The following is a 17,173-nucleotide window of genomic DNA, read 5'->3' on the forward strand; positions in this document are numbered from 1 at the left end:
GCCAGGTTCGTCGCAGGCGCTGTGGCGGCCGTCGTCACGACGGCCATGTTGTTCGTCTTCGCGCTCGGTCTCCTGTTGGCGGGATAGCGGGTGCGAAGACGGACGCCGCCCGGAACTGCGCCCCACCCTTGGCCGTTGTCGACCCATGCGGATCCGGGAAGAAAACCGAAACATGTTTCTGCTGGCGACGGTGACGCTGTGCTGTGGCGCCGTGGCCGGCACATTGGCGCTGCTCGAGCCGGTGCTCGGACCGGCCCCCGAAAGGCTGGTCGCCGAAAGGGCGGTGATCGACGTCGCCCCGACGCCGGTTCAGACACCGGTTCGGGTGGTCGGCGCGCCGTTCGAGGTCAACGTCAATCCGCGCCAGCGATAGCGCTCACCTCGGCGAGGCCTCCGTGCCTTCCTCGGGCCGGCCATGGGCACGCGCCAATTCCTCTGCGAACGCGATCACCTCCGCCCGCTTGTCGGGCGGCAGCGTCAGGAACGCGCGGATGAGCCTCAGGCCCTCCGCTTCGTCCACTCGTTCGTCTTTGGCATCCATTCCCCCAATGTCGGGCGACCGGGAAAAATATGCAATCCCTTTCATACCACCTTGATTCGGCGCAGCCGCTTTGCTGGAATGGGGCACGGCTGAGGTGGACCATGAAGTGGATCAGGGAGCGCGACGCGCTGATCGCGCAGACAATGGCCTTCGTCCAATCGGTGACCGGCAAGAAGGATGACGTCCTTCGGCCGGGCGCGCTGTCGGATTCCCCGGCCGCCACCGTCGAGGGGGTCGTCCTCGAGGCCGTCATGGCCGAGATCAAGCCGCCCCAGCCCCCTCCGCAGCCTCAGCCCATCCAGCTTTCGCCGCCGCGGGCGAGCAGTGAAGTCCGCACCGAGATGCAGGCCCGCATTGCCAATTTCCGCAAGCATCAGGAGCGGTTCGAGCGCGAGCGCGAGGAATATTGTGCCGAAACCCTGACCAAATTGCGCGCCGCCATCCGCGACGCCCCGGGCCCACTGGCCAAAAAATAACGCCGCCCTCCGGGCAGGGCGCCCTACAGCCAGGACCACACCAGCCAAAGATTGGCCGCGCAGGCGCCGAATAGCGCCAGCGTGAGCGGCAGGAGCATGTGCCCGCAGGAGGTCTTCAGGTCGCTCGTCATGGCGGAAAACATCCGCTGATTCCGCCAAACGAGTCCCAGGGATTCTTTTTTTCGCGATTCAGGACTCGTTAAGGACTCAGGGCCCGGCAGCTCCGATCACGGCCCCGTGATCGGGGATGCTGCCTGGAACCCACGCTATATGAGGTCGTTAACGCGCTTTCCGGGAGCGGGAAGAATGCCCTACGCCTTGTTTTGCAACGACGCCCAGATCAGCAAGGCCTATCCGAGTGAGTCCGACGTCTGGAAGCTTGCGCACCGGAGCGGCCTGGTCGTGGATGTCATCACCGACGAGGACCGCCCAGGGCCGCGCCGGGTGCTCGACAATGAGTACGAGATCAAGCCCTGCCGGGTCGCCCAAGGCGAGGACCCCGACCAGAACAAGGCCGAGGCCGAGCGCCAGTCCAGGATGGAGCTTGAGCTGAATTCGTGAGGTTCTGCCGGCGGAAGCCGCAAAAATGATCAGGGCGTTGCGGCTGCCAGCGAGGCCTGCTCGCCAGCCAGCACGACGCAGGCCTTGCGGCGATGCAGCCCGCGGATGGCGCCGGTGACCTTCAGCACCTTGCCCGACGGACAGGCCGCGTCCTTGACGAAGGCCACCTCGTAAGGTGCCAGCATCAGAGGCTCGGATTTGAGGATTGTCTGTGCAGAGCACGGCAGGCAGGCGAAGCACCAGAGCACCCCTGCCGACACCAAGATACGCATGTCCGTCGTCCCACCAGCCCGGTAATTCTCATATAACGCGTTCCGGAGCGCGAGTTCCGTAAGCGGCAAAAATTATTTTTGCTTTACCCAAATCCCATGACGGGCATGAGAAGGCGCGCACCGGAATGTTTGTCTGCAAATGACGCGCCAGATGGTTCACGCATTGCAAACAGAGGGCGGGCTGGCCGGCAAACGAAAGGCCGGCAGAGCCGGCCTTTGTCAGAGCGAGATCTCGCCGCCGAGGGTCAGTAGCGCGAGGCCGGCTGACCGCCCCAGCCGAAACGGTAGTTCACACCGACCTTGACGGTATGCTCGTCTTCCCGGCCGCGAACGCCGACGACGTCGGCCGGGCCGGAGATGAAGGTGGTGCTGCCGAAATTATAGTACTGGTATTCGGCCTTGGCCGACCAGCTCGGCGCGAACATGTATTCGAGGCCGGCGCCGACGGTGTAGCCGTCCTTGTTGTTGCCGGTGGCGGTGAAGGTCTGCGGCACGCCGGCGATGTTGACGCCCAGGCCGCCATTGCGCCAAGCGTAACCGCCCTTGGCGTAGAGCAGCGTCGGTCCCCAGGTGTAGCCGATGCGGCCAGTCACAGACCCGAGCTGGTCAGTGTTGGAGGTCACCTGGGTGCCCAGCGGGAACGTGGTGCCGTTGTTGTTGGTCGGCAGCCAGGAATACTGGGCCTCGATACCCACCACCCAATTGGGCGCGAACTGATAGTCGAAGCCACCCTGCACGCCGCCCAGGAAGCGGGCGTCGCTGGACTGGAAGCTGCTGTCGCCGGCAAACGCGCCGCCGACATGGCCGCCGATGTAGAAACCGGTCCAATTGTAAATCACTTCCGGCGGCGTAGCTGCCGGCGCCTTGGTATAAGGACGCGGCTGGATGTCAGCTGCTGCGGCCGGTGCGGCCAGCGCAAGCAGAGCGACTGCGCCCAGCAAAATCGACTTCATGATCATCCCCGTTCTTTCATTTGCGACACTCGGGAAACAACGTGGCGTGAATTGGGTTGCTTCGCGGCGATGCCGGAACGTTGATCGTTCGTTACTGTGACGGGGTGGCAACAGCGCGATTTTGTTCCGTCACCTCGCCTGCGCCGACTGTTTTTGCCGCCTGCGCAAGCGCTGCCGTAACGATTTGTCGCAAGCCGAAACCACTCCGTTCAAAGCTCGCCGAAATGTGATCCAGCGGCTCCGGCAATCGTCGTTCTAACAGCAGGCGATGAAAGCGGGCTTTGCGCTACCGCGTCATCTTTTCGAGTTCCGGAAAGGGTGCGTAAACCGCGCCGGCACAGAGCTCACTGGTGCGGTCGACGACGCGGTCCGCGCGCCCGTTGACGAAGATCACCGCGCGTTCCCGCATCGCCTTGTAGCTGCCATCGCTCTCGCGCGGGGTGAAATGCAGACAGCTCACATAGAACTGCCGGCCGCCGACCTCGCGCTGCACCGGCTCGGCCATGCTGGCCTCGCGCACGCCGACGGGGTTGTTGAGATAGGTGCGCATCAGGGCCAGCGTGTCGCTGCGGAAATTGTCGGGAAACGGCTGCGGCCCTCCGGCCTGGGTCCCACCGATGAAGGTTGGACGGTCACCATCGCTGCCGAAACATGCCGCCAGCGTCAACGGCAACGCCAGGATCGCCGCACATCTCACCAATCGCCCCACAGGCCCGCTCTCCGCTCGATCAGATCAGGAGACGTTCTAGCCCCTCGTCTGCGCGAAGGGAATTCCGCTTGCAGCGGCGCAAACAACGCACCCCGCCGCCGGCGCTTGCGCTTTCGCACAAGCGCCGGGACGGGCCTGAAGTGCCTGCGCGGCGGCGGGCAATGCGCGGGTGCCGCCGCGCGGGATCAGTCCTTAGCTGCGCTTGTCGGTGGCCAGCGGCTTGGTCACGTCAGGCTGCGCCTTCAGCTTCTTCGCCGACAGATGCTTGTGGTGATGGCGATGCGTGCGCACGGTCTTGTGCTCGTCGGGCGTGACCGCGGCGTTCGCGTTCATCGCCTTCGACTTTGCATCGGACTTGCCATCCACCTTGGCATCCGCCTTGACGTCGGCGGGCTTGGCGTCGCCAGCCTTGAGGCCAGCCTTGGCGTCGGCAGCCTTGCCGTCGGCAGCCTTGACGTCGGCCTTGACGCCGGCGTCCGGTTTTGCGGCGGTGGTCGAGGCCTTGGTCTGGCCCTGGTCCGCCTTGATCACCGGGGCGGTCGTGGTGGTCTTGCCGGCCTCGGCGGCGAAGGCCGGGGCTGCGATCACGGAAGCTGCGAGCAAGGCTGCGGAAATGGTCTTCAGCATGGTGGTCTCCTCTTGAAGGATCTCCAGGCGGCGCCCTCTCGCCCACCCTTCGATCGTGGGCCTGAGCCTAGGGACGAGGCGCTGAACCCGATCTGAAGCTCGCTGCAGGCTTCCGTTCATCTCGATGACAAGTTTGTCATCTGCGGCCGAGCGAACGGATCGTGCGAAGCGGGAATGTTTCTGCCAGACGGGTGTTCCGGTCTTTGGGCAATCGTGTAGGATCGCCAAGTTCCATACGGGAGAATTTAGATGCGCAAACTCTCAATGCTTGTTGTGCCGGGACTGGTCGCCATGTCGCTCGCGGCCGGGCCGGTGCTGTCCAGTGCATATGCCGCGGGCGGCGACTCCCCTTCGCCGCCGCCGAGCTCGGACTCCTCGACCAAGAAGGGCAAGAAGAAGAGCTCTTCCGTTAGCGATCCCAAGTTCCTCGCGGCCTACCGCACCGCCTACGCAGCGATCTACGACAAGCACGATTACACGGGCGCGATCGATCAGTTGAAGTCGCTGGGGCGAGACGACGTCGCCGACGTCGCCAACCTGATCGGCTACTCCTATCGCAAGCTCGGCGACTACCAGTCGTCGAAGGTCTATTACGAGTTGGCGCTGAAGGACGATCCGAACCACGTCCGCACCTGGCAGTATTACGGCCTCTGGCAGCTCGAGCAGGGCAACCGCGAACAGGCGCAATATCATCTGAACAAGATCGCCTCGCTCACCGGTACCGACAGCTCCGAGTATCGCTCGCTTGCCGCAGCGCTCGACAAGCCGACCGGCGCGACGCTCGTCTACTGAGACATCGTACCTTCGAACGAAGCGAACGGGCACAACCTCAGGGTTGTGCCCGTTCCGCTTTCTCGGCTAGCCTTGCACACCAACCTCCCCCCCGCAAATTGGTGTGCAATGGACAAGTGGCTGCGATCCGCGATCGACTACATCGGCTCCTGGATCGAATTCCAGCTGACGACAATCCAGCAGCCCGGCGTCATCCTCGCCTTTGTCCATCGCGGCGAGATCGTCGCCGAGCATGCGTTCGGCCTCGCCAATCTCGACACCGGCGAAAGGCTCACCCCGCGCCACCGTTTCCGGATCGCCTCGCATTCCAAGAGCTTCACTTCGGCCGGCATCATGAAGCTGCGCGAGCAGCGCAAGATCCGGCTCGACGACACGATCGGCCAATATGTCGGCGGCCTGCATCCGCGCGTCGCCGAGACGACGATCGCGCAGGTGCTCTCGCATGCAGCGGGGCTGACGCGCGACGGCGCCGATTCCGGCCAGTTCATCGACCGCCGTCCTTATCTGAATGCGAAAGAGTTGCTCGCGGAATTGAAGCAGCCGGCCGCGATCGAAGCCGGCACCCGCTTCAAATATTCCAACCACGGCTTTGGCCTGATCGGCCTCGTCATCGAAGCCGTGACGAAGCAGCCCTACTCTGCCTGGATCAAGCGCGAGATCATCGAGCCTGCGGGCCTGCGCGAGACCGAGCCGGACGCGCCCCTTCCCAAAAGCGCGCCCTTCGCGTGCGGCCACACGCGAAAAGTGCCGTTCGGCGAGCGTTGCGTGATCCCCGGCGACAATGCCGCGCACGCGATGGCGTCGGCCGCAGGCTTCGTTGCGACAGCCGGCGACACCGCGCGCTTCTTCGCGCAGCTTGCGCCCAACGCCAAAAGGAGCGTGCTGTCGGTCGCAAGCCGCCGCGAGATGACGCGCCACCATTGGCGCATTCCGCAGATCTTCGAGGGCTATTACGGTCTCGGCGTCAGCGCCGGCAAGACCGACGGCTGGGACTGGTTCGGCCATGGCGGCGGCTTCCAGGGCTATATTTCCCGGACCTGCTCCATCCCGGCTTGCGAGCTTTCGATCAGTATCCTCAGTAACTCCATCGACGGCGCGGCGCCGTTCTGGATGGACGGCGCGATGCAGATCCTGCGCGTGTTCAAGACGCGCGGTGCGGCGGACCGGCGTGTGCGCGACTGGAGCGGCCGCTGGTGGACGATCTGGGGCGCGACCGATCTCGTGCCCGCGGGCAATCGCGTCCTGGTCGCCAACCCGCAATTCAACAACCCGTTCATGGATGCCGCCGAGATCGAGGTCACCGGCCGCGACACCGGCAAGCTCGCCTGGGCTGCCGGCTATTCCAGCCATGGCGAGCCGGTACGTCGCGTCCGCAATGCGCGCGGCAAAGTCAGCGAGATCTGGATCGCGGGCGCCAATGTGAAGCCGGAGCACGTCGTAGCGAAGGAAATCGCGCGGAGATACACCAAGGGAAAAGTCGCGAGCTCCGGGACAAAGCGTTAGCCGCAAAGCGAAGGCCCCGGACTTGCGCCCGAGGCCTCGCAGTGTGCGGTCAAATGACGGCGCGCAGCTCAGAACTTGTAGGCCAAGCCGACGCGCGCGGTGTGCAGATGATCGTGGAACGTATAGGGGCTCGGATCCGTCGCGGGCGGAACGCCGCCACTGCCGTCACCTAGATCGAACACCGTCTTGTTGTTGAACTGCATGTAGAGATATTCCGCACGCAGGATCCAGTTGTTGGACACTGCGTACTCCACGCCGCCGCCGAGAGCCCAACCGACCCGCGTGGTGTTGCTGCGGCCGATATGCTCGGGATCCGGAGACGGAATGAACGCGCCGACGTCGTCAAGGGCTTCGTTCCTGATGCGGGCGAAGGCGACGCCGCCCTTCCCGTAAAACAGCGCGCGATCGACTGCGACACCGAGGCGTCCCGTGATGGCGCCGTAGCCGCCATACGAGGTCTCGAAGCGATGGTCCGGTGCGATGGTCGAGAAAACGGTCTTGGTCGCGCCGATGTAACCACCTTCACCCTCGATGCCGAGGACGATGGAATTGACCTGCCAATTGTAACCGAGATAAGCGCCGCCGAAGGCGCCGTTGGTATCGTAGGCAATGCTTTCGCAGCTCGGACCGCCACCGCAATCCAGTGCGTCGGGCAGACCTACATCGGTCCTCGACCGGCCCCAACCGTAGCCGACATGTCCGCCGAGATAGAAACCGGTCCAGCTGAAAACTGCCGCTGCCACAGGCGCCTTCACCGGCATACGCATGTCGGCGGCGAAAGCCGGGACCGACAAGCACGAACTCAAGGCGAAGCAGACAAGGAACTTCTTCATCGACATTCCTCCAATCGCAAATCAATCCAAAAGCGAATAATCGCTTATAGACCACCGCGGCCGGAAGTCTGTTGCTGCCAGATCACGGTGTGCGACAAACCCGATGCGGCATTTTGCGCGACCGAGTTCCCACTGTTGCGATCTGATCAATGAATCTGCCTGGCAGGCTGTTTCTCGCGCCAGCGCCGCGTGCCCGGCGACATTCATCGCGCCGCAGACGACCGGCCTGAGCATGACCTGATCGGAAGACCCGGACGTGCGTTCGCAGATCGCGGCCTACTCCCTGATCAGCGCCTCGACCTCGCTGCGCAACGCCTGCCGCGAGCCGCCCTGCGAATAGAACATGTGGCCGCCGGGATAGACCACGAACTTGACGCGCTGCGTCGCGAAGGCCGGCATCTGATCGAGCACCCGCTTCGTTCCGAAATAGGGCGTGGCAAGGTCGAACAGGCCGTGCGCGACCAGCACGTTCAGCTTGGCATCGGTGGCGAGGATCTGGCGCAGCTCGGACACCGATTGCGGCGGGTTGATGCCACGGCCGAAATCCCAGTGACCTTCCACAGCGCCGTTCAGGACCTCATAGGAGCCGTCGGGCTTCCAGTTCAGCTTGCGTGCGAGCACGTCGACGGCGGCGCTCGTCAGAGGCGCCTGGAGCGCATCGCCCGAGGGATCGCCGAACCGCGAGCTGCTCGAATCCGGATAGGGATCGAAGCCGCGCACGGAGCCATCGTAACGTCCCGTCACCTTGCCGTTCTTGCGGTCGAATTCGCGGCGGAATTCACCAACGTCGAAGCGGCCGGCGAGCCGGCGGCTCACCGCCTGGTCGATGCCGGTGAGCTCGGCGACCTTGTCGGCAAGGCGATTGGTGGCCTCCTTGTCCGCCTCGCCCATGACGAGGTCAGCCAGGAATTCGCCGCGCGCGTAAGCCTCGACATCGGCGAGATCGGCGCGCTTGACCGGGCCTTTGGCTTCGCGCGCCACCGCGACATAACTCGGCAGCGTCGCGACATATTGCAGAAGGCTGGTGCCGGTGAACTCGCGGAAATCGAGCAGCGGCGACACCAGAATCAAGCCCTTGACGCCGACGCCGTGCTGGAGCTGCAACTGGCGCACCACTTTCGGCCCGCGAATGCCGCCATAGCTCTCGCCCGTGACGTATTTCGGCGAGGTCAGCCGGTCGTGCTTTTCGAGCCAGCGGCGGATCACCAGCGCGATCACATTGACGTCGCCGTCGACGGAATAGAACGATTTGCGCGCGTCTTCGCCGCTCGCAACGAAGCGGCTGTAGCCGGTGCTGACGGGATCGATGAAGACGAGATCGGTGAAGTCGAGCCAGGTCTCCGCGTTCGGCTTCACCTCGGGCGAGGCCGACGGCGACAGCGCATCGCCATCGAGCGGCAGCCGCCACGGACCGGCCGCGCCGAACTGGAGCCACGCCGAGGACGCGCCGGGTCCGCCATTGAACAGGAACGTCACCGGACGTGTGGCGCGGTCGGCGCCGTCGAGCTGGTAGGACGTATAGGCGATGTCGGCCAGCGGCTCGCCCTTGCCGTCGAACACGCGGATGGAGCCGGCGGTGGCGGCGAAGTTGAGGGTGCGGCCGGGCAGCTCCATCGTCTGCTTCGTGGTCGCATCAGGCGGGAGGCGGTGCGGCTCGGCCGCCGAGGGCGAGGCCTGCGCGGCGCCTTGCGCGCTGCCGGCGCGACCGCCCTTCTGTCCCGCCGGCGCTGCCGCCTCGGAGCGCGGCTGCGGCGGATCATCCCCGCGCGCAACGCCTGCGAGCGCGACCGCGGACACGGCCAGCACCAGCCCAGTTCGTCGCAATGTCGGCAACATCGTGAGCACGGTCGTTCTCCCTGCCCGGCTGTCATAGCCGGCGCGCTCGGAAAGCTAGTACGGAATTGCGACGGTTTGCAGGATTACCGGTCCGACGGCATCGTCCGGGCGGGCTCGATCAACCCGTTTTGTTCTCCGGATCGACAATTGCTCATTTGCCTTGAGAGGCGGTCATCCTCGACAATACAGGTCCACCTCGTATAGACGAGCCCGGCGGAACTTCCTCCAGCCAGCAGCGCTGCCCGACAAGCCATGATCAAGCCCCAGCGATACGACCGGATCGCCTTCGTCGCCAGCCCGAGCAGCGAGGCGCAGACCGCCTACGCCCAACTCACCCGAGATTACGGCAATTGCGATCCCAGGGAGGCCGACGTCGTGGTCGCGCTCGGCGGCGACGGGCTGATGCTGCAGACGCTGCATCAGAACATGCACACGGGAAAGCCGATCTACGGCATGCACCGCGGCACTGTCGGCTTCCTGATGAACGAATACGCGACGCACGATTTGCGCGCGCGGCTCGAGGCAGCGCATGAATCCGAGATCAATCCGCTGCTGATGCGCGCGACCGACGGCAACGACCGCGTTCACCTGCACCACGCCATCAACGAGGTTTACCTGTTCCGGCAGACCTCCCAGGCGGCGCGCTTGAGGATCATGATCGACGAGCGCGAGCGCATGCCCGAGCTGATCGCCGACGGGATCATTGTGGCGACGCCGGCCGGCTCGACCGCCTATAATTTGTCGGCACAGGGACCGATCCTGCCGATCAACGCCGCCCTGCTGGCGCTGACCCCGATCAGCGCCTTCCGGCCGCGGCGCTGGCGCGGCGCCCTGCTGCCCAACACCGCCTATGTCGTGATCGAGGTGCTGGAGGACGACAAGCGTCCCGTGGCGGCGGTCGCCGACCATGAGGAGGTCCGCAGGGTCCGGCGCGTGGAGGTCCTGTCCGACAAGAGCATCTCGATGCGCATGCTGTTCGACCCCGGCCACAGCCTGGAAGAGCGCATCCTGCGCGAGCAGTTCGGCTACTAGAGCCGCCGCCCCGCCCGCCGCCGGCGCTTCGCTCGCAACCCTTCGTTAACCGCCGCCACGATATGGTTAACGAAGGTTGACCTTTTTGGCCCGGGCGTCATGTTCCGCATCGACTTCAACAAGCTGCGCTTCCTCGTCTGCGACGACAATCCGCACATGCGCCGCATCCTGCGGACGCTGCTGCATTCCTTCGGCGCGCGCGAAGTCTACGAAGCCGAGGACGGCGCCACCGCGCTCGAAATGTACAGCCATTACGTGCCCGACATCGTCATCACCGACTGGGCGATGCCGATCTTCGACGGGCTCGAACTCGCGCAGATGATCCGGCAGCCGGAATCCAAGGGCAACCCCTACGCGCCGATCATCATGCTGACCGGTCATTCCGAGAAGCGCCGCGTCACGGTGGCGCGCGATGCCGGCGTCACCGAATTCCTGGCCAAGCCGATCTCGGCCAAGGGGCTCTATCAGCGCATCCTCAACGTGGTCGCCAATCCCCGCCCCTTCATCAAGACCAAGACCTATTTCGGGCCGGACCGGCGCCGCAACACCAACTCCGCCTATATGGGCCCCGAGCGCCGCGTCGGCGAAAAGCACGAGGTGCTGCAGCAGCCTTCGCTGCTCGACAAAGCCCGCTCCACCATCTAGCGCAACGTCTTCAGAGGCAGGCATCATGGCGAAGAACAGCGCAAAGGACATCGAGGTCAAGGCCTTCGCCACGCATCAAATCATCACGCAGCCCAACCCGCTGCGCAAGGTTCTGCGCCGCGTCGACGAGAAGGACCTGGACGATCCGGTCCGCCGCGCCGAGCAGGCGCTCGCGGGCCTTTCCGGCGAGTTCAAGGACTGGATGACCACCGAGGTCAACCGGCTGTCGGCCGCCTATGTCGCCATCCGCAATGACGGCTTCACCAAGGACAGGCGCGACGAGCTGTTTCGCGCCGCCCACGACATCAAGGGCGACGCCGCGACATTCGGCTATCCGGCCGCGGCGGGCATCGCCGAGAGCCTGTGCCGCGTCATCGAGCACGCGCCCGATCTGGAAAAGGTGCCGGCCGAGCTGTTCACGCACCACATCAACGCCATCCTCGCCATCGTGCACGAGAACACCAGGCTCGACAGCATCAGCGTCTCCGCCGAGCTCAGCCGTCGCCTGCGCAAGGTCGCCGACGACTATCTCGCCCATGTCAACCGCGACCGGCCCGAGCATCTCGAGGTGATCCTGGCGCCGAGCATCGTGCCGGCGGAGCAAGGCTGAGTTCTTTCCCCGTCATTGCGCAAAAATCGTAGGGTGGGTTAGCGCAGCGTAACCCACCACTTCTGCCACCGCGGAAACGAAAGAGGTGGGTTACGCCTGCGGCTAACCCACCCTACGATATCTCGCTAGGCCGCGATCAGATCGTTGTAGGCGTCCTCGTCCGCGACCAGCTCGTCGCAGAACAGCCGTGCCTCCTCCCGCGCCGATTCCGTGGCGAAGCGGCGGAGCAGGACCATCAGCGGCTCGGTCGCGGCCTCGTCGGACTCGCAATGGGTGAGCACGCGCTCGACCATGCGCCGGCGCAGCCGCGCCGCGCCGTCGTCACTGTCGACGAAGCCCTGCTCGTGGCAGGCATCGAGTGCGACCTGGAACGCCGCGAACGTCGCCTCGGGAAGCCCGGCACGACGAAGCAGCGCGTGCAGGCTGTTGCCGCCGCGGTCGTGCAGCAGCGCGGAGACCCGCGCCAGCGGCAGATCGGCGAGCTCGGCCAGCGCCGCGTCGAACAGGTCGAGATTGCTCGACAGCAGCGCGCGCAGGATCAGGCCGGCGGTGAGCTGCCCCGTCACGCGCAAATGATGCACCAGGCCCTGCATGTCCTCGCCGCGCGAGCGCGCGGCGATGTTGACGGTGGAGCGGTCGCGCGCCTCGATGGTGATGCGATCGGCACGATCAGCGCTCAGCCAGTTCCGCGCCACGACGAATTGCGCCAGCGTCTCGGAGAGCTTTGCGACCAGCGCGGCGCGCGTTGCCGACGGCAGATCATCCAGCACCAGCATCGCCTCGCGGATCGCGGCGAGATGGCCGTGGCGCTCGACGATGCGATTCCAGGAGAACGGGGCAAGCTCGGCATGGGGATTTTCAATCAGCTCCAGCGCGGCTGCCGCGCAGCCGACTTCGGCGATGGCGGCGCAGACCGAGACCGGCAGCGCGATGCGGCGGGCAACCGCGCATTGCACCTCGTCATTGCCGGTCGCGACGATGTCGACGAGATCGGCGTCGATCAAGAGCGGGGAATGTTCGAGCACGGGCAGCGCGACGGTCGGCTGGTCCGCCGACAGCGCCCGCACGATCGACGCCGGAGCATCGGAGCTGCGCGCAAAGGCCTCGGCCATCGCCTGCCGCACCAGCGGCGAGGGATCGTCGAGCTGCATCAACAGCGCGCCTTCGGCGGCGATGCGGTCGTCTGTCGAAAGGTCTGAGATCAGCCAGGCCCGGGCCAACGCCCGTGTGGCCTCGGCGCGCTCGCCGGCGGGCGCCGTCCTGATCCAATTGATGAACTGCCGAACAATCATGCTGCTTCCGGCTTACACAACAAACGAAAATGGTGACGGCTCGTCACCTGCAACACAAAATAAACCACGACGCTTAACAAAGCGTTCACCATAAGCGGCTGGTTTTATTGACGTTTTGTTAAGGGAACAGAGGCGCCTGCCGCGCGTGCCCCGGACGCAGCGCAGCGCCTCGGCGATGCGCTGCAGAGCCGGGGCCCAAGGTGTTTGAGAGCGGTGGGCGCGGCCTGGGTCCCGGCTCTGCGGCGCATCGCTTGCGCGTTGCGCCTCGTCCGGGACACGAGACGGCGATTAGCTCGAGAACGTGCCGCTGCGATCGCTGAAGAGATCGAGTGGCTGCGGCGGTCGCACATCAGGTGCAGCTGACGCGACCGACATCAGCGAGGCGTTGTTGCCCCATAATTTCTGCACCGTGGTCGAGACCGGCTGCGTGGTGTCGCCGGGTTGATAAATCGAGCGGAATGCCGGCGCGACTGGCGTATTGTCAGCGACCGTCGTCGATGATGTCGCGCTGACCGGCGTCACGGCATTCGTGTTCGGAAACGTCTGGAGATAAGCCGCGTTGTCGACCCTCGGCGCGGTGGGCTGTATGCCGCTCGCGCTCGCGACCTCGGTGGTCGACGGCGTGCCGCCATAGATCGCCATCGCGCTGCGGGTGACTTTCGAATTGGCGGCGCTGGCATAGCGTGCGTCCAGCACCGAATAGACTTCGGAGACGCTGCGGGCGCGGCCGTCCCTGGCGTAGAAGATCGAACGATTGGCGGACGCCGCGTTCGGAAACAGCCGCGCACCGACCGCTTGCGGATTGTCCTCGGCATTAGCGATCAGTTTTGCGGCTCCGCCGACGCCCATGAAATGCGCCATGTAGAGCTCGCTGTCGCTCGGCCTGCGCCCGAGCAGGCCGGTGAGCTTGAAGCTGTTCGACTGCGTCAGCGCGGCCGCCATGCTGGAGGCGGCCTCGGGATCGTCGCGCAGCTTCATGATCGACCGCTTCATGGCGGGATCATCGACGGTGTAGCTGCCCGACGACGTCCTGGTGATGGCGGCGGAATAGTTGCCGTAGCCGAGCTGGGAGCCGGCCTCCTTCACGGTGCCGAGCCAGGTCTGGTCGATGAACTGGTAGAGCCCATGCGCGGATGACGTCGTGGCACCGGCCGTCGGATTGAAATCCGATTCCATCTTGGCGGTGGTCAGCATGTACTGGAAGCTGACGCCGCTGACGTTCGAGGCCTGCTTGATCGCACCGGCGACGCGCGCGCGCGACGGATCGAGACCGGCCGTCTGCGTCGCACTGAAATTGTCGACCGACATGATGAGGTGCCCGCCCTGCGCGGCGTTGAGCGGCGCCGGCAATTCGGACGCCCTATCGGCTCACCGTGGGACAGGTATAGTTAATGCGGGGTTAATCCGGCAGTCTCTGTCACTGCAGGGTTCGCGCTGCGCGCCCCAGGAATGACAGAGAGCTACTTCTTGTAGACCGCGTCCGGATCAAACAGCCGCTCGGCATCGGTGAAGACGAGCTTGGCTCCCCCGCCCTCGGCCTCGACCTTGCGGTAGAAGCAGGACCGCCGGCCGGTGTGGCAGGCAGCCCCGATCTGCTCGACGCGGATCCAGACCGCGTCCTGGTCGCAATCGGTGCGCATCTCGACCACGCGCTGGGTTTGACCTGAGGTCTCACCTTTTCGCCACAAGGCATTGCGCGAGCGGCTGAAGTACCAGGCCTCGCCGGTCGCGATCGTCTTGCGCAGCGCCTCGTCATTCATGTGCGCGACCATGAGCACGTCGCCGGTGGCGATGTCGGTCGCGACGCACGTCACGAGCCCGCTCGTGTCGAAGCGCGGCTGGAAGGCCAGGCCTTCCTCGATTTCATGGGAGTGAGCGGACACGACCTTGCCGATCTATTCGCGAGGTCAGCGCGTGCCTCGCACCAGGGACAGGAAACGGGCCTGCTCCGCCGGATTGTCGCGGAACATGCCGGTGAAGCGGCTGGTGAAGGTGGAGGCGCCATGCTTGGCGACGCCGCGCACCGACATGCAGGTATGCTCCGCCTCGATCAGCACGGCAACGCCGCGGGGTTTCAGGACCTCGTCGATGGCCGCGGCGATCTGCGCCGTCAGGTGCTCCTGGGTCTGGAGCCGGCGGGCGAAGATGTCGGTGAGGCGGGCGAGCTTGGACAGGCCGACGACGCGCTCCACCGGCGTGTAGGCGATGTGCGCCTTGCCGTAGAACGGCATCATGTGATGCTCGCATTGCGAGGTGAACTCGATGTCGCGCACCAGCACGAAATCGTCATAACCGGCGGTCTCGCCGAAGGTGCGGTCGAGCACCTCGGCCGGACACTGGTGATAGCCCTGATAGAGTTCGTCGAAGGCCTCGACCACGCGGCGCGGCGTGTCGAGCAGGCCTTCGCGCTCGGTGTTCTCGCCGATATAGGCGAGCAGCGTCTTGACCGCCGCCTCCGCCTCGGCACGCGCCGGGCGCGGCTGGTCGGCGCGAACGGCGGCCGCGAGGAATTCGGCAGGGTCAAGCTCGGCCGGCCGGCTCTCGGGCTGCCGGTCAGAGGGCTTGCCCGGGCGGATGGATTTGATTGCAGCGTCCATATCTTCTCCGTTCGACGGCCTTAACGGCCGGAGTGTCACCGGCAGACGGGGCGGCCAAGCCGCCGGACGCCTGAAGAGAACAGTCTTGGCGCAAGAGTCCGCAGGCTGCAATGCCGGCCGCACAGTTGGAAATCGCCGCCGGCGCGCTGCTGGACTGTTTTTCCGCCAGTTGCGACCCTATATAGGACCGTGGACGCTGCCCGCCAAGGCCGATCGGGTGCGGAAGTGCTGGACTCCATCACATGCTGAACGACATCTACAACAAGCGGATCATCGAACTGGCCGGGAATATTCCGCGCCTCGGACGGCTGTCGGACCCCGATGCCTCCGCCACCGCCCACTCCAAGCTGTGCGGCTCGACCGTCAAGGTCGATCTCAAGATGACCGGAGACACCGTCACCGACTTCGCCCATGACGTGAAGGCCTGCGCCCTTGGCCAGGCCTCTTCATCCATCATGGCAAGTCGGGTCGTCGGATCGACTGCGAGCGAACTCCGTGAGTTACGCGAGACTGTTCGCAAGATGCTGAAGGAAAACGGTGCGCCTCCCGAAGGCAAATGGGAGGAGATCAAGTTCCTTGAGCCAGTCCGCAACTACAAGGCCCGCCATGCCTCGACGCTGCTGACCTTCGATGCCGTGGTCGACGCCATCGGCCAGATCGAAGCCAGAGCCAAGCAGCCGGCCGTGGCGCAGGGCTGAACTCCCCGCGTCAGTCCGCGGCGACGCGCGCCGCGGAACAATTGGCAAGATTTGAGCTTACTTCGGCGTCGCCGCAGCTGTAGCCGGCGCGGCCACACCGCCCGTCGGCACCATGGCTTCCGCCGTCTGGGTCGACTTGCCAGGCTGCTCCGGTTCCGCGCCGAACTTGGCCTGCGTCTTCGGGGCCAGCGCCGCCATCGCCGGCGCGGAGATGTCCACATGCGGCAGCACGTCGGCCACGAGATCTGTCGTCACGAGATTGGTGAGCTTGAGCTCGCCCGCGTCCAGTTCGTGCAGATCTTCCCAGGGCGGCACGCTGAGCGCGAGCGACAGCAAATCGCCCGCTCCGCCCATGTCGAAGGTATATTTGGCCAGACGGCCGATATCGCGCTCCACGATCATCAGATCCTGCGCGCTATAGCTCGCCGCCTTGGCATCGTCGGCACGGTCGCCCATCCAGATCTGGTGGACGCGGACATGGGCGGCTTCCGGCACGTAGCGCTTCTTGCCGGCCAGCAGCAGGAACACGCACATGGATTCGCAATAGGCCTCAGGCGCGACCGCCGGCCGGGCCGACTGCCCGCCGCGAAGGCTTACGCCGACCGTGGTCAATAGTCCGAGATTGCGGAAGCGTCGGCCAAGCGTGATCGCGTCATTGACGGAACCGCCGCTGGAATCGAGCACCACGGTGGCCCCGCCAAGCTGGCGACCGCGGGAAAACTCTTCGAAATCCTTCGGCGTATCGGCGGTGATGACGCCCACGGCGCTGACCCAGCCGCGGCAGTTCGGCTCGCAGGCGACCCAGTTGAACTTCATCGGCAGCTTGCGCTCTTCGAGAGCAGCACCGGCGCGGGCGGACGAGCCAAGTGTCGCGACGGCGCCAGCCAGCACGACTCCACATACGGCGGTTCCCACCAGCAACCAGCCGCGAAGATTAAGGGAGTTCAGAAGTTTCAATCTGGTTCCTTCCCCAAGCCCCAAGGTCCCTAAACAATCCCCGGTAGCGCCCACTGAGTCCATCATACAGGCGTATGTTTCTACACTTGGACGTCACAAAAATGGTATCCGGGGGAATACAGCTCGTCCACAGGTACTTGCTGCACTGCTCCCAAAAAGCATGCAAAATATGGCGCGAAAACAACAGCTTAGAGTTCCCTGCCCCGGAACCGTGCAACACCTCGCCTAACGTGGCAGCA

At 65.0% G+C, this 17,173-nt stretch carries 21 protein-coding genes; 9 read left to right on the top strand and 12 right to left on the bottom strand.

Annotation, left to right across the window (positions count from 1 at the left end; genetic code table 11):
- Positions 1-172 precede the first annotated feature (172 nt).
- Entirely contained in the window at positions 173-373 is a 201-nt protein-coding gene (locus IVA79_RS07080; RefSeq protein ID WP_247551279.1) for a hypothetical protein, read from the top strand.
- 3 nt (positions 374-376) lie between these two features.
- Here the strand turns inward: IVA79_RS07080 and IVA79_RS07085 are convergent, their stop codons facing one another.
- Positions 377-541 carry a hypothetical protein gene (locus IVA79_RS07085; RefSeq protein ID WP_247551281.1) on the bottom strand — a complete coding sequence of 55 codons (165 nt, stop codon included), beginning with the start codon at positions 539-541 and terminating at the stop codon, positions 377-379.
- A 101-nt stretch (positions 542-642) separates the two neighbouring features.
- Here IVA79_RS07085 and IVA79_RS07090 point away from each other — a divergent pair, with 101 nt between their 5' ends.
- Complete coding sequence (locus tag IVA79_RS07090) at positions 643-1,017, top strand: hypothetical protein (RefSeq protein WP_247551283.1); 375 nt, start codon at positions 643-645, stop codon at positions 1,015-1,017.
- A 306-nt stretch (positions 1,018-1,323) separates the two neighbouring features.
- The gene (locus IVA79_RS07095) at positions 1,324-1,578 is read left to right on the top strand and encodes a hypothetical protein (RefSeq protein WP_247551285.1); all 255 of its coding nucleotides are present in this window, start codon (positions 1,324-1,326) and stop codon (positions 1,576-1,578) included.
- A 29-nt stretch (positions 1,579-1,607) separates the two neighbouring features.
- On the opposite strand, the gene IVA79_RS07100 is transcribed toward IVA79_RS07095, so the two are convergent.
- From IVA79_RS07100 to IVA79_RS07115, 4 genes are all read right to left on the bottom strand, one after another.
- Positions 1,608-1,850, bottom strand: a complete 243-nt coding sequence (locus IVA79_RS07100; protein ID WP_247551287.1) for a hypothetical protein — start codon at positions 1,848-1,850, stop codon at positions 1,608-1,610.
- A 245-nt stretch (positions 1,851-2,095) separates the two neighbouring features.
- A complete protein-coding gene (locus tag IVA79_RS07105; protein ID WP_247551289.1) occupies positions 2,096-2,803 on the bottom strand; it encodes an outer membrane protein in 708 nt (235 codons plus the stop codon).
- Positions 2,804-3,089: 286 nt separating this feature from the next.
- Entirely contained in the window at positions 3,090-3,512 is a 423-nt protein-coding gene (locus IVA79_RS07110; RefSeq protein ID WP_247551291.1) for a hypothetical protein, read from the bottom strand.
- A gap of 192 nt (positions 3,513-3,704) precedes the next feature.
- Positions 3,705-4,139: a hypothetical protein gene (locus IVA79_RS07115; RefSeq protein WP_247551293.1), complete on the bottom strand. Its 435-nt coding sequence runs from the start codon at positions 4,137-4,139 to the stop codon at positions 3,705-3,707.
- 249 nt (positions 4,140-4,388) lie between these two features.
- On the opposite strand from IVA79_RS07115, the gene IVA79_RS07120 reads away from it, so the two are divergent.
- A complete protein-coding gene (locus IVA79_RS07120) occupies positions 4,389-4,931 on the top strand; it encodes a tetratricopeptide repeat protein (protein ID WP_247551295.1) in 543 nt (180 codons plus the stop codon).
- 108 nt (positions 4,932-5,039) lie between these two features.
- Positions 5,040-6,434 carry a serine hydrolase domain-containing protein gene (locus tag IVA79_RS07125; protein WP_247551297.1) on the top strand — a complete coding sequence of 465 codons (1,395 nt, stop codon included), beginning with the start codon at positions 5,040-5,042 and terminating at the stop codon, positions 6,432-6,434.
- Between the two features lie 68 nt (positions 6,435-6,502).
- Here IVA79_RS07125 and IVA79_RS07130 read toward each other — a convergent pair whose 3' ends face one another.
- Both IVA79_RS07130 and IVA79_RS07135 read right to left on the bottom strand, forming a co-directional pair.
- On the bottom strand, positions 6,503-7,267 hold the full coding sequence (locus IVA79_RS07130; protein ID WP_247551299.1) for an outer membrane protein: 765 nt from the start codon (positions 7,265-7,267) through the stop codon (positions 6,503-6,505).
- 276 nt (positions 7,268-7,543) lie between these two features.
- Entirely contained in the window at positions 7,544-9,112 is a 1,569-nt protein-coding gene (locus IVA79_RS07135; protein WP_247551301.1) for a peptidase S10, read from the bottom strand.
- Positions 9,113-9,355: 243 nt separating this feature from the next.
- On the opposite strand from IVA79_RS07135, the gene IVA79_RS07140 reads away from it, so the two are divergent.
- The 3 genes from IVA79_RS07140 to IVA79_RS07150 all read left to right on the top strand — a co-directional run bounded on the left by IVA79_RS07140 (position 9,356) and on the right by IVA79_RS07150 (position 11,390).
- Entirely contained in the window at positions 9,356-10,135 is a 780-nt protein-coding gene (locus IVA79_RS07140) for an NAD kinase (protein WP_247551303.1), read from the top strand.
- Between the two features lie 99 nt (positions 10,136-10,234).
- A complete protein-coding gene (locus IVA79_RS07145; RefSeq protein WP_011088265.1) occupies positions 10,235-10,780 on the top strand; it encodes a response regulator in 546 nt (181 codons plus the stop codon).
- A 25-nt stretch (positions 10,781-10,805) separates the two neighbouring features.
- Positions 10,806-11,390 (top strand): Hpt domain-containing protein, encoded by a 585-nt coding sequence (locus IVA79_RS07150; RefSeq protein ID WP_247551305.1) that lies wholly within the window; start codon positions 10,806-10,808, stop codon positions 11,388-11,390.
- 125 nt (positions 11,391-11,515) lie between these two features.
- On the opposite strand, the gene IVA79_RS07155 is transcribed toward IVA79_RS07150, so the two are convergent.
- The 4 genes from IVA79_RS07155 to folE form a co-directional block, all read right to left on the bottom strand.
- Positions 11,516-12,682: a DUF2336 domain-containing protein gene (locus IVA79_RS07155; protein ID WP_247551307.1), complete on the bottom strand. Its 1,167-nt coding sequence runs from the start codon at positions 12,680-12,682 to the stop codon at positions 11,516-11,518.
- Positions 12,683-12,970: 288 nt separating this feature from the next.
- On the bottom strand, positions 12,971-14,032 hold the full coding sequence (locus IVA79_RS07160) for a lytic transglycosylase domain-containing protein (RefSeq protein WP_247551309.1): 1,062 nt from the start codon (positions 14,030-14,032) through the stop codon (positions 12,971-12,973).
- Between the two features lie 110 nt (positions 14,033-14,142).
- Positions 14,143-14,565, bottom strand: coding sequence for a phosphoribosyl-AMP cyclohydrolase (gene hisI / locus IVA79_RS07165; RefSeq protein ID WP_247551311.1), 423 nt, complete (start codon positions 14,563-14,565; stop codon positions 14,143-14,145).
- A gap of 24 nt (positions 14,566-14,589) precedes the next feature.
- Positions 14,590-15,279, bottom strand: coding sequence for a GTP cyclohydrolase I FolE (folE, locus tag IVA79_RS07170; protein ID WP_028137199.1), 690 nt, complete (start codon positions 15,277-15,279; stop codon positions 14,590-14,592).
- 242 nt (positions 15,280-15,521) lie between these two features.
- Between folE and IVA79_RS07175 the strand changes: the two genes are divergently transcribed.
- Entirely contained in the window at positions 15,522-15,977 is a 456-nt protein-coding gene (locus IVA79_RS07175; protein ID WP_247551314.1) for an iron-sulfur cluster assembly scaffold protein, read from the top strand.
- 57 nt (positions 15,978-16,034) lie between these two features.
- On the opposite strand, the gene IVA79_RS07180 is transcribed toward IVA79_RS07175, so the two are convergent.
- Positions 16,035-16,934, bottom strand: a complete 900-nt coding sequence (locus tag IVA79_RS07180) for a hypothetical protein (RefSeq protein WP_247551316.1) — start codon at positions 16,932-16,934, stop codon at positions 16,035-16,037.
- Positions 16,935-17,173 lie beyond the last annotated feature (239 nt).

It is taken from the genome of Bradyrhizobium sp. 138, from assembly GCF_023074075.1.
In the GTDB taxonomy this organism is placed as follows: Bacteria; Pseudomonadota; Alphaproteobacteria; order Rhizobiales; family Xanthobacteraceae; genus Bradyrhizobium.

What these genes read in the sequence shown, in the direction of transcription:
- IVA79_RS07080 (WP_247551279.1), top strand. Translation starts at nt 173, where the DNA reads ATGTTTCTGCTGGCGACGGTGACGCTGTGCTGTGGCGCCGTGGCCGGC.
- IVA79_RS07085 (WP_247551281.1), bottom strand. Translation starts at nt 541, where the DNA reads ATGGATGCCAAAGACGAACGAGTGGACGAAGCGGAGGGCCTGAGGCTC.
- IVA79_RS07090 (WP_247551283.1), top strand. Translation starts at nt 643, where the DNA reads ATGAAGTGGATCAGGGAGCGCGACGCGCTGATCGCGCAGACAATGGCC.
- IVA79_RS07095 (WP_247551285.1), top strand. Translation starts at nt 1,324, where the DNA reads ATGCCCTACGCCTTGTTTTGCAACGACGCCCAGATCAGCAAGGCCTAT.
- IVA79_RS07100 (WP_247551287.1), bottom strand. Translation starts at nt 1,850, where the DNA reads ATGCGTATCTTGGTGTCGGCAGGGGTGCTCTGGTGCTTCGCCTGCCTG.
- IVA79_RS07105 (WP_247551289.1), bottom strand. Translation starts at nt 2,803, where the DNA reads ATGAAGTCGATTTTGCTGGGCGCAGTCGCTCTGCTTGCGCTGGCCGCA.
- IVA79_RS07115 (WP_247551293.1), bottom strand. Translation starts at nt 4,139, where the DNA reads ATGCTGAAGACCATTTCCGCAGCCTTGCTCGCAGCTTCCGTGATCGCA.
- IVA79_RS07120 (WP_247551295.1), top strand. Translation starts at nt 4,389, where the DNA reads ATGCGCAAACTCTCAATGCTTGTTGTGCCGGGACTGGTCGCCATGTCG.
- IVA79_RS07125 (WP_247551297.1), top strand. Translation starts at nt 5,040, where the DNA reads ATGGACAAGTGGCTGCGATCCGCGATCGACTACATCGGCTCCTGGATC.
- IVA79_RS07130 (WP_247551299.1), bottom strand. Translation starts at nt 7,267, where the DNA reads ATGAAGAAGTTCCTTGTCTGCTTCGCCTTGAGTTCGTGCTTGTCGGTC.
- IVA79_RS07140 (WP_247551303.1), top strand. Translation starts at nt 9,356, where the DNA reads ATGATCAAGCCCCAGCGATACGACCGGATCGCCTTCGTCGCCAGCCCG.
- IVA79_RS07145 (WP_011088265.1), top strand. Translation starts at nt 10,235, where the DNA reads ATGTTCCGCATCGACTTCAACAAGCTGCGCTTCCTCGTCTGCGACGAC.
- IVA79_RS07150 (WP_247551305.1), top strand. Translation starts at nt 10,806, where the DNA reads ATGGCGAAGAACAGCGCAAAGGACATCGAGGTCAAGGCCTTCGCCACG.
- IVA79_RS07155 (WP_247551307.1), bottom strand. Translation starts at nt 12,682, where the DNA reads ATGATTGTTCGGCAGTTCATCAATTGGATCAGGACGGCGCCCGCCGGC.
- folE (WP_028137199.1), bottom strand. Translation starts at nt 15,279, where the DNA reads ATGGACGCTGCAATCAAATCCATCCGCCCGGGCAAGCCCTCTGACCGG.
- IVA79_RS07175 (WP_247551314.1), top strand. Translation starts at nt 15,522, where the DNA reads ATGCTGAACGACATCTACAACAAGCGGATCATCGAACTGGCCGGGAAT.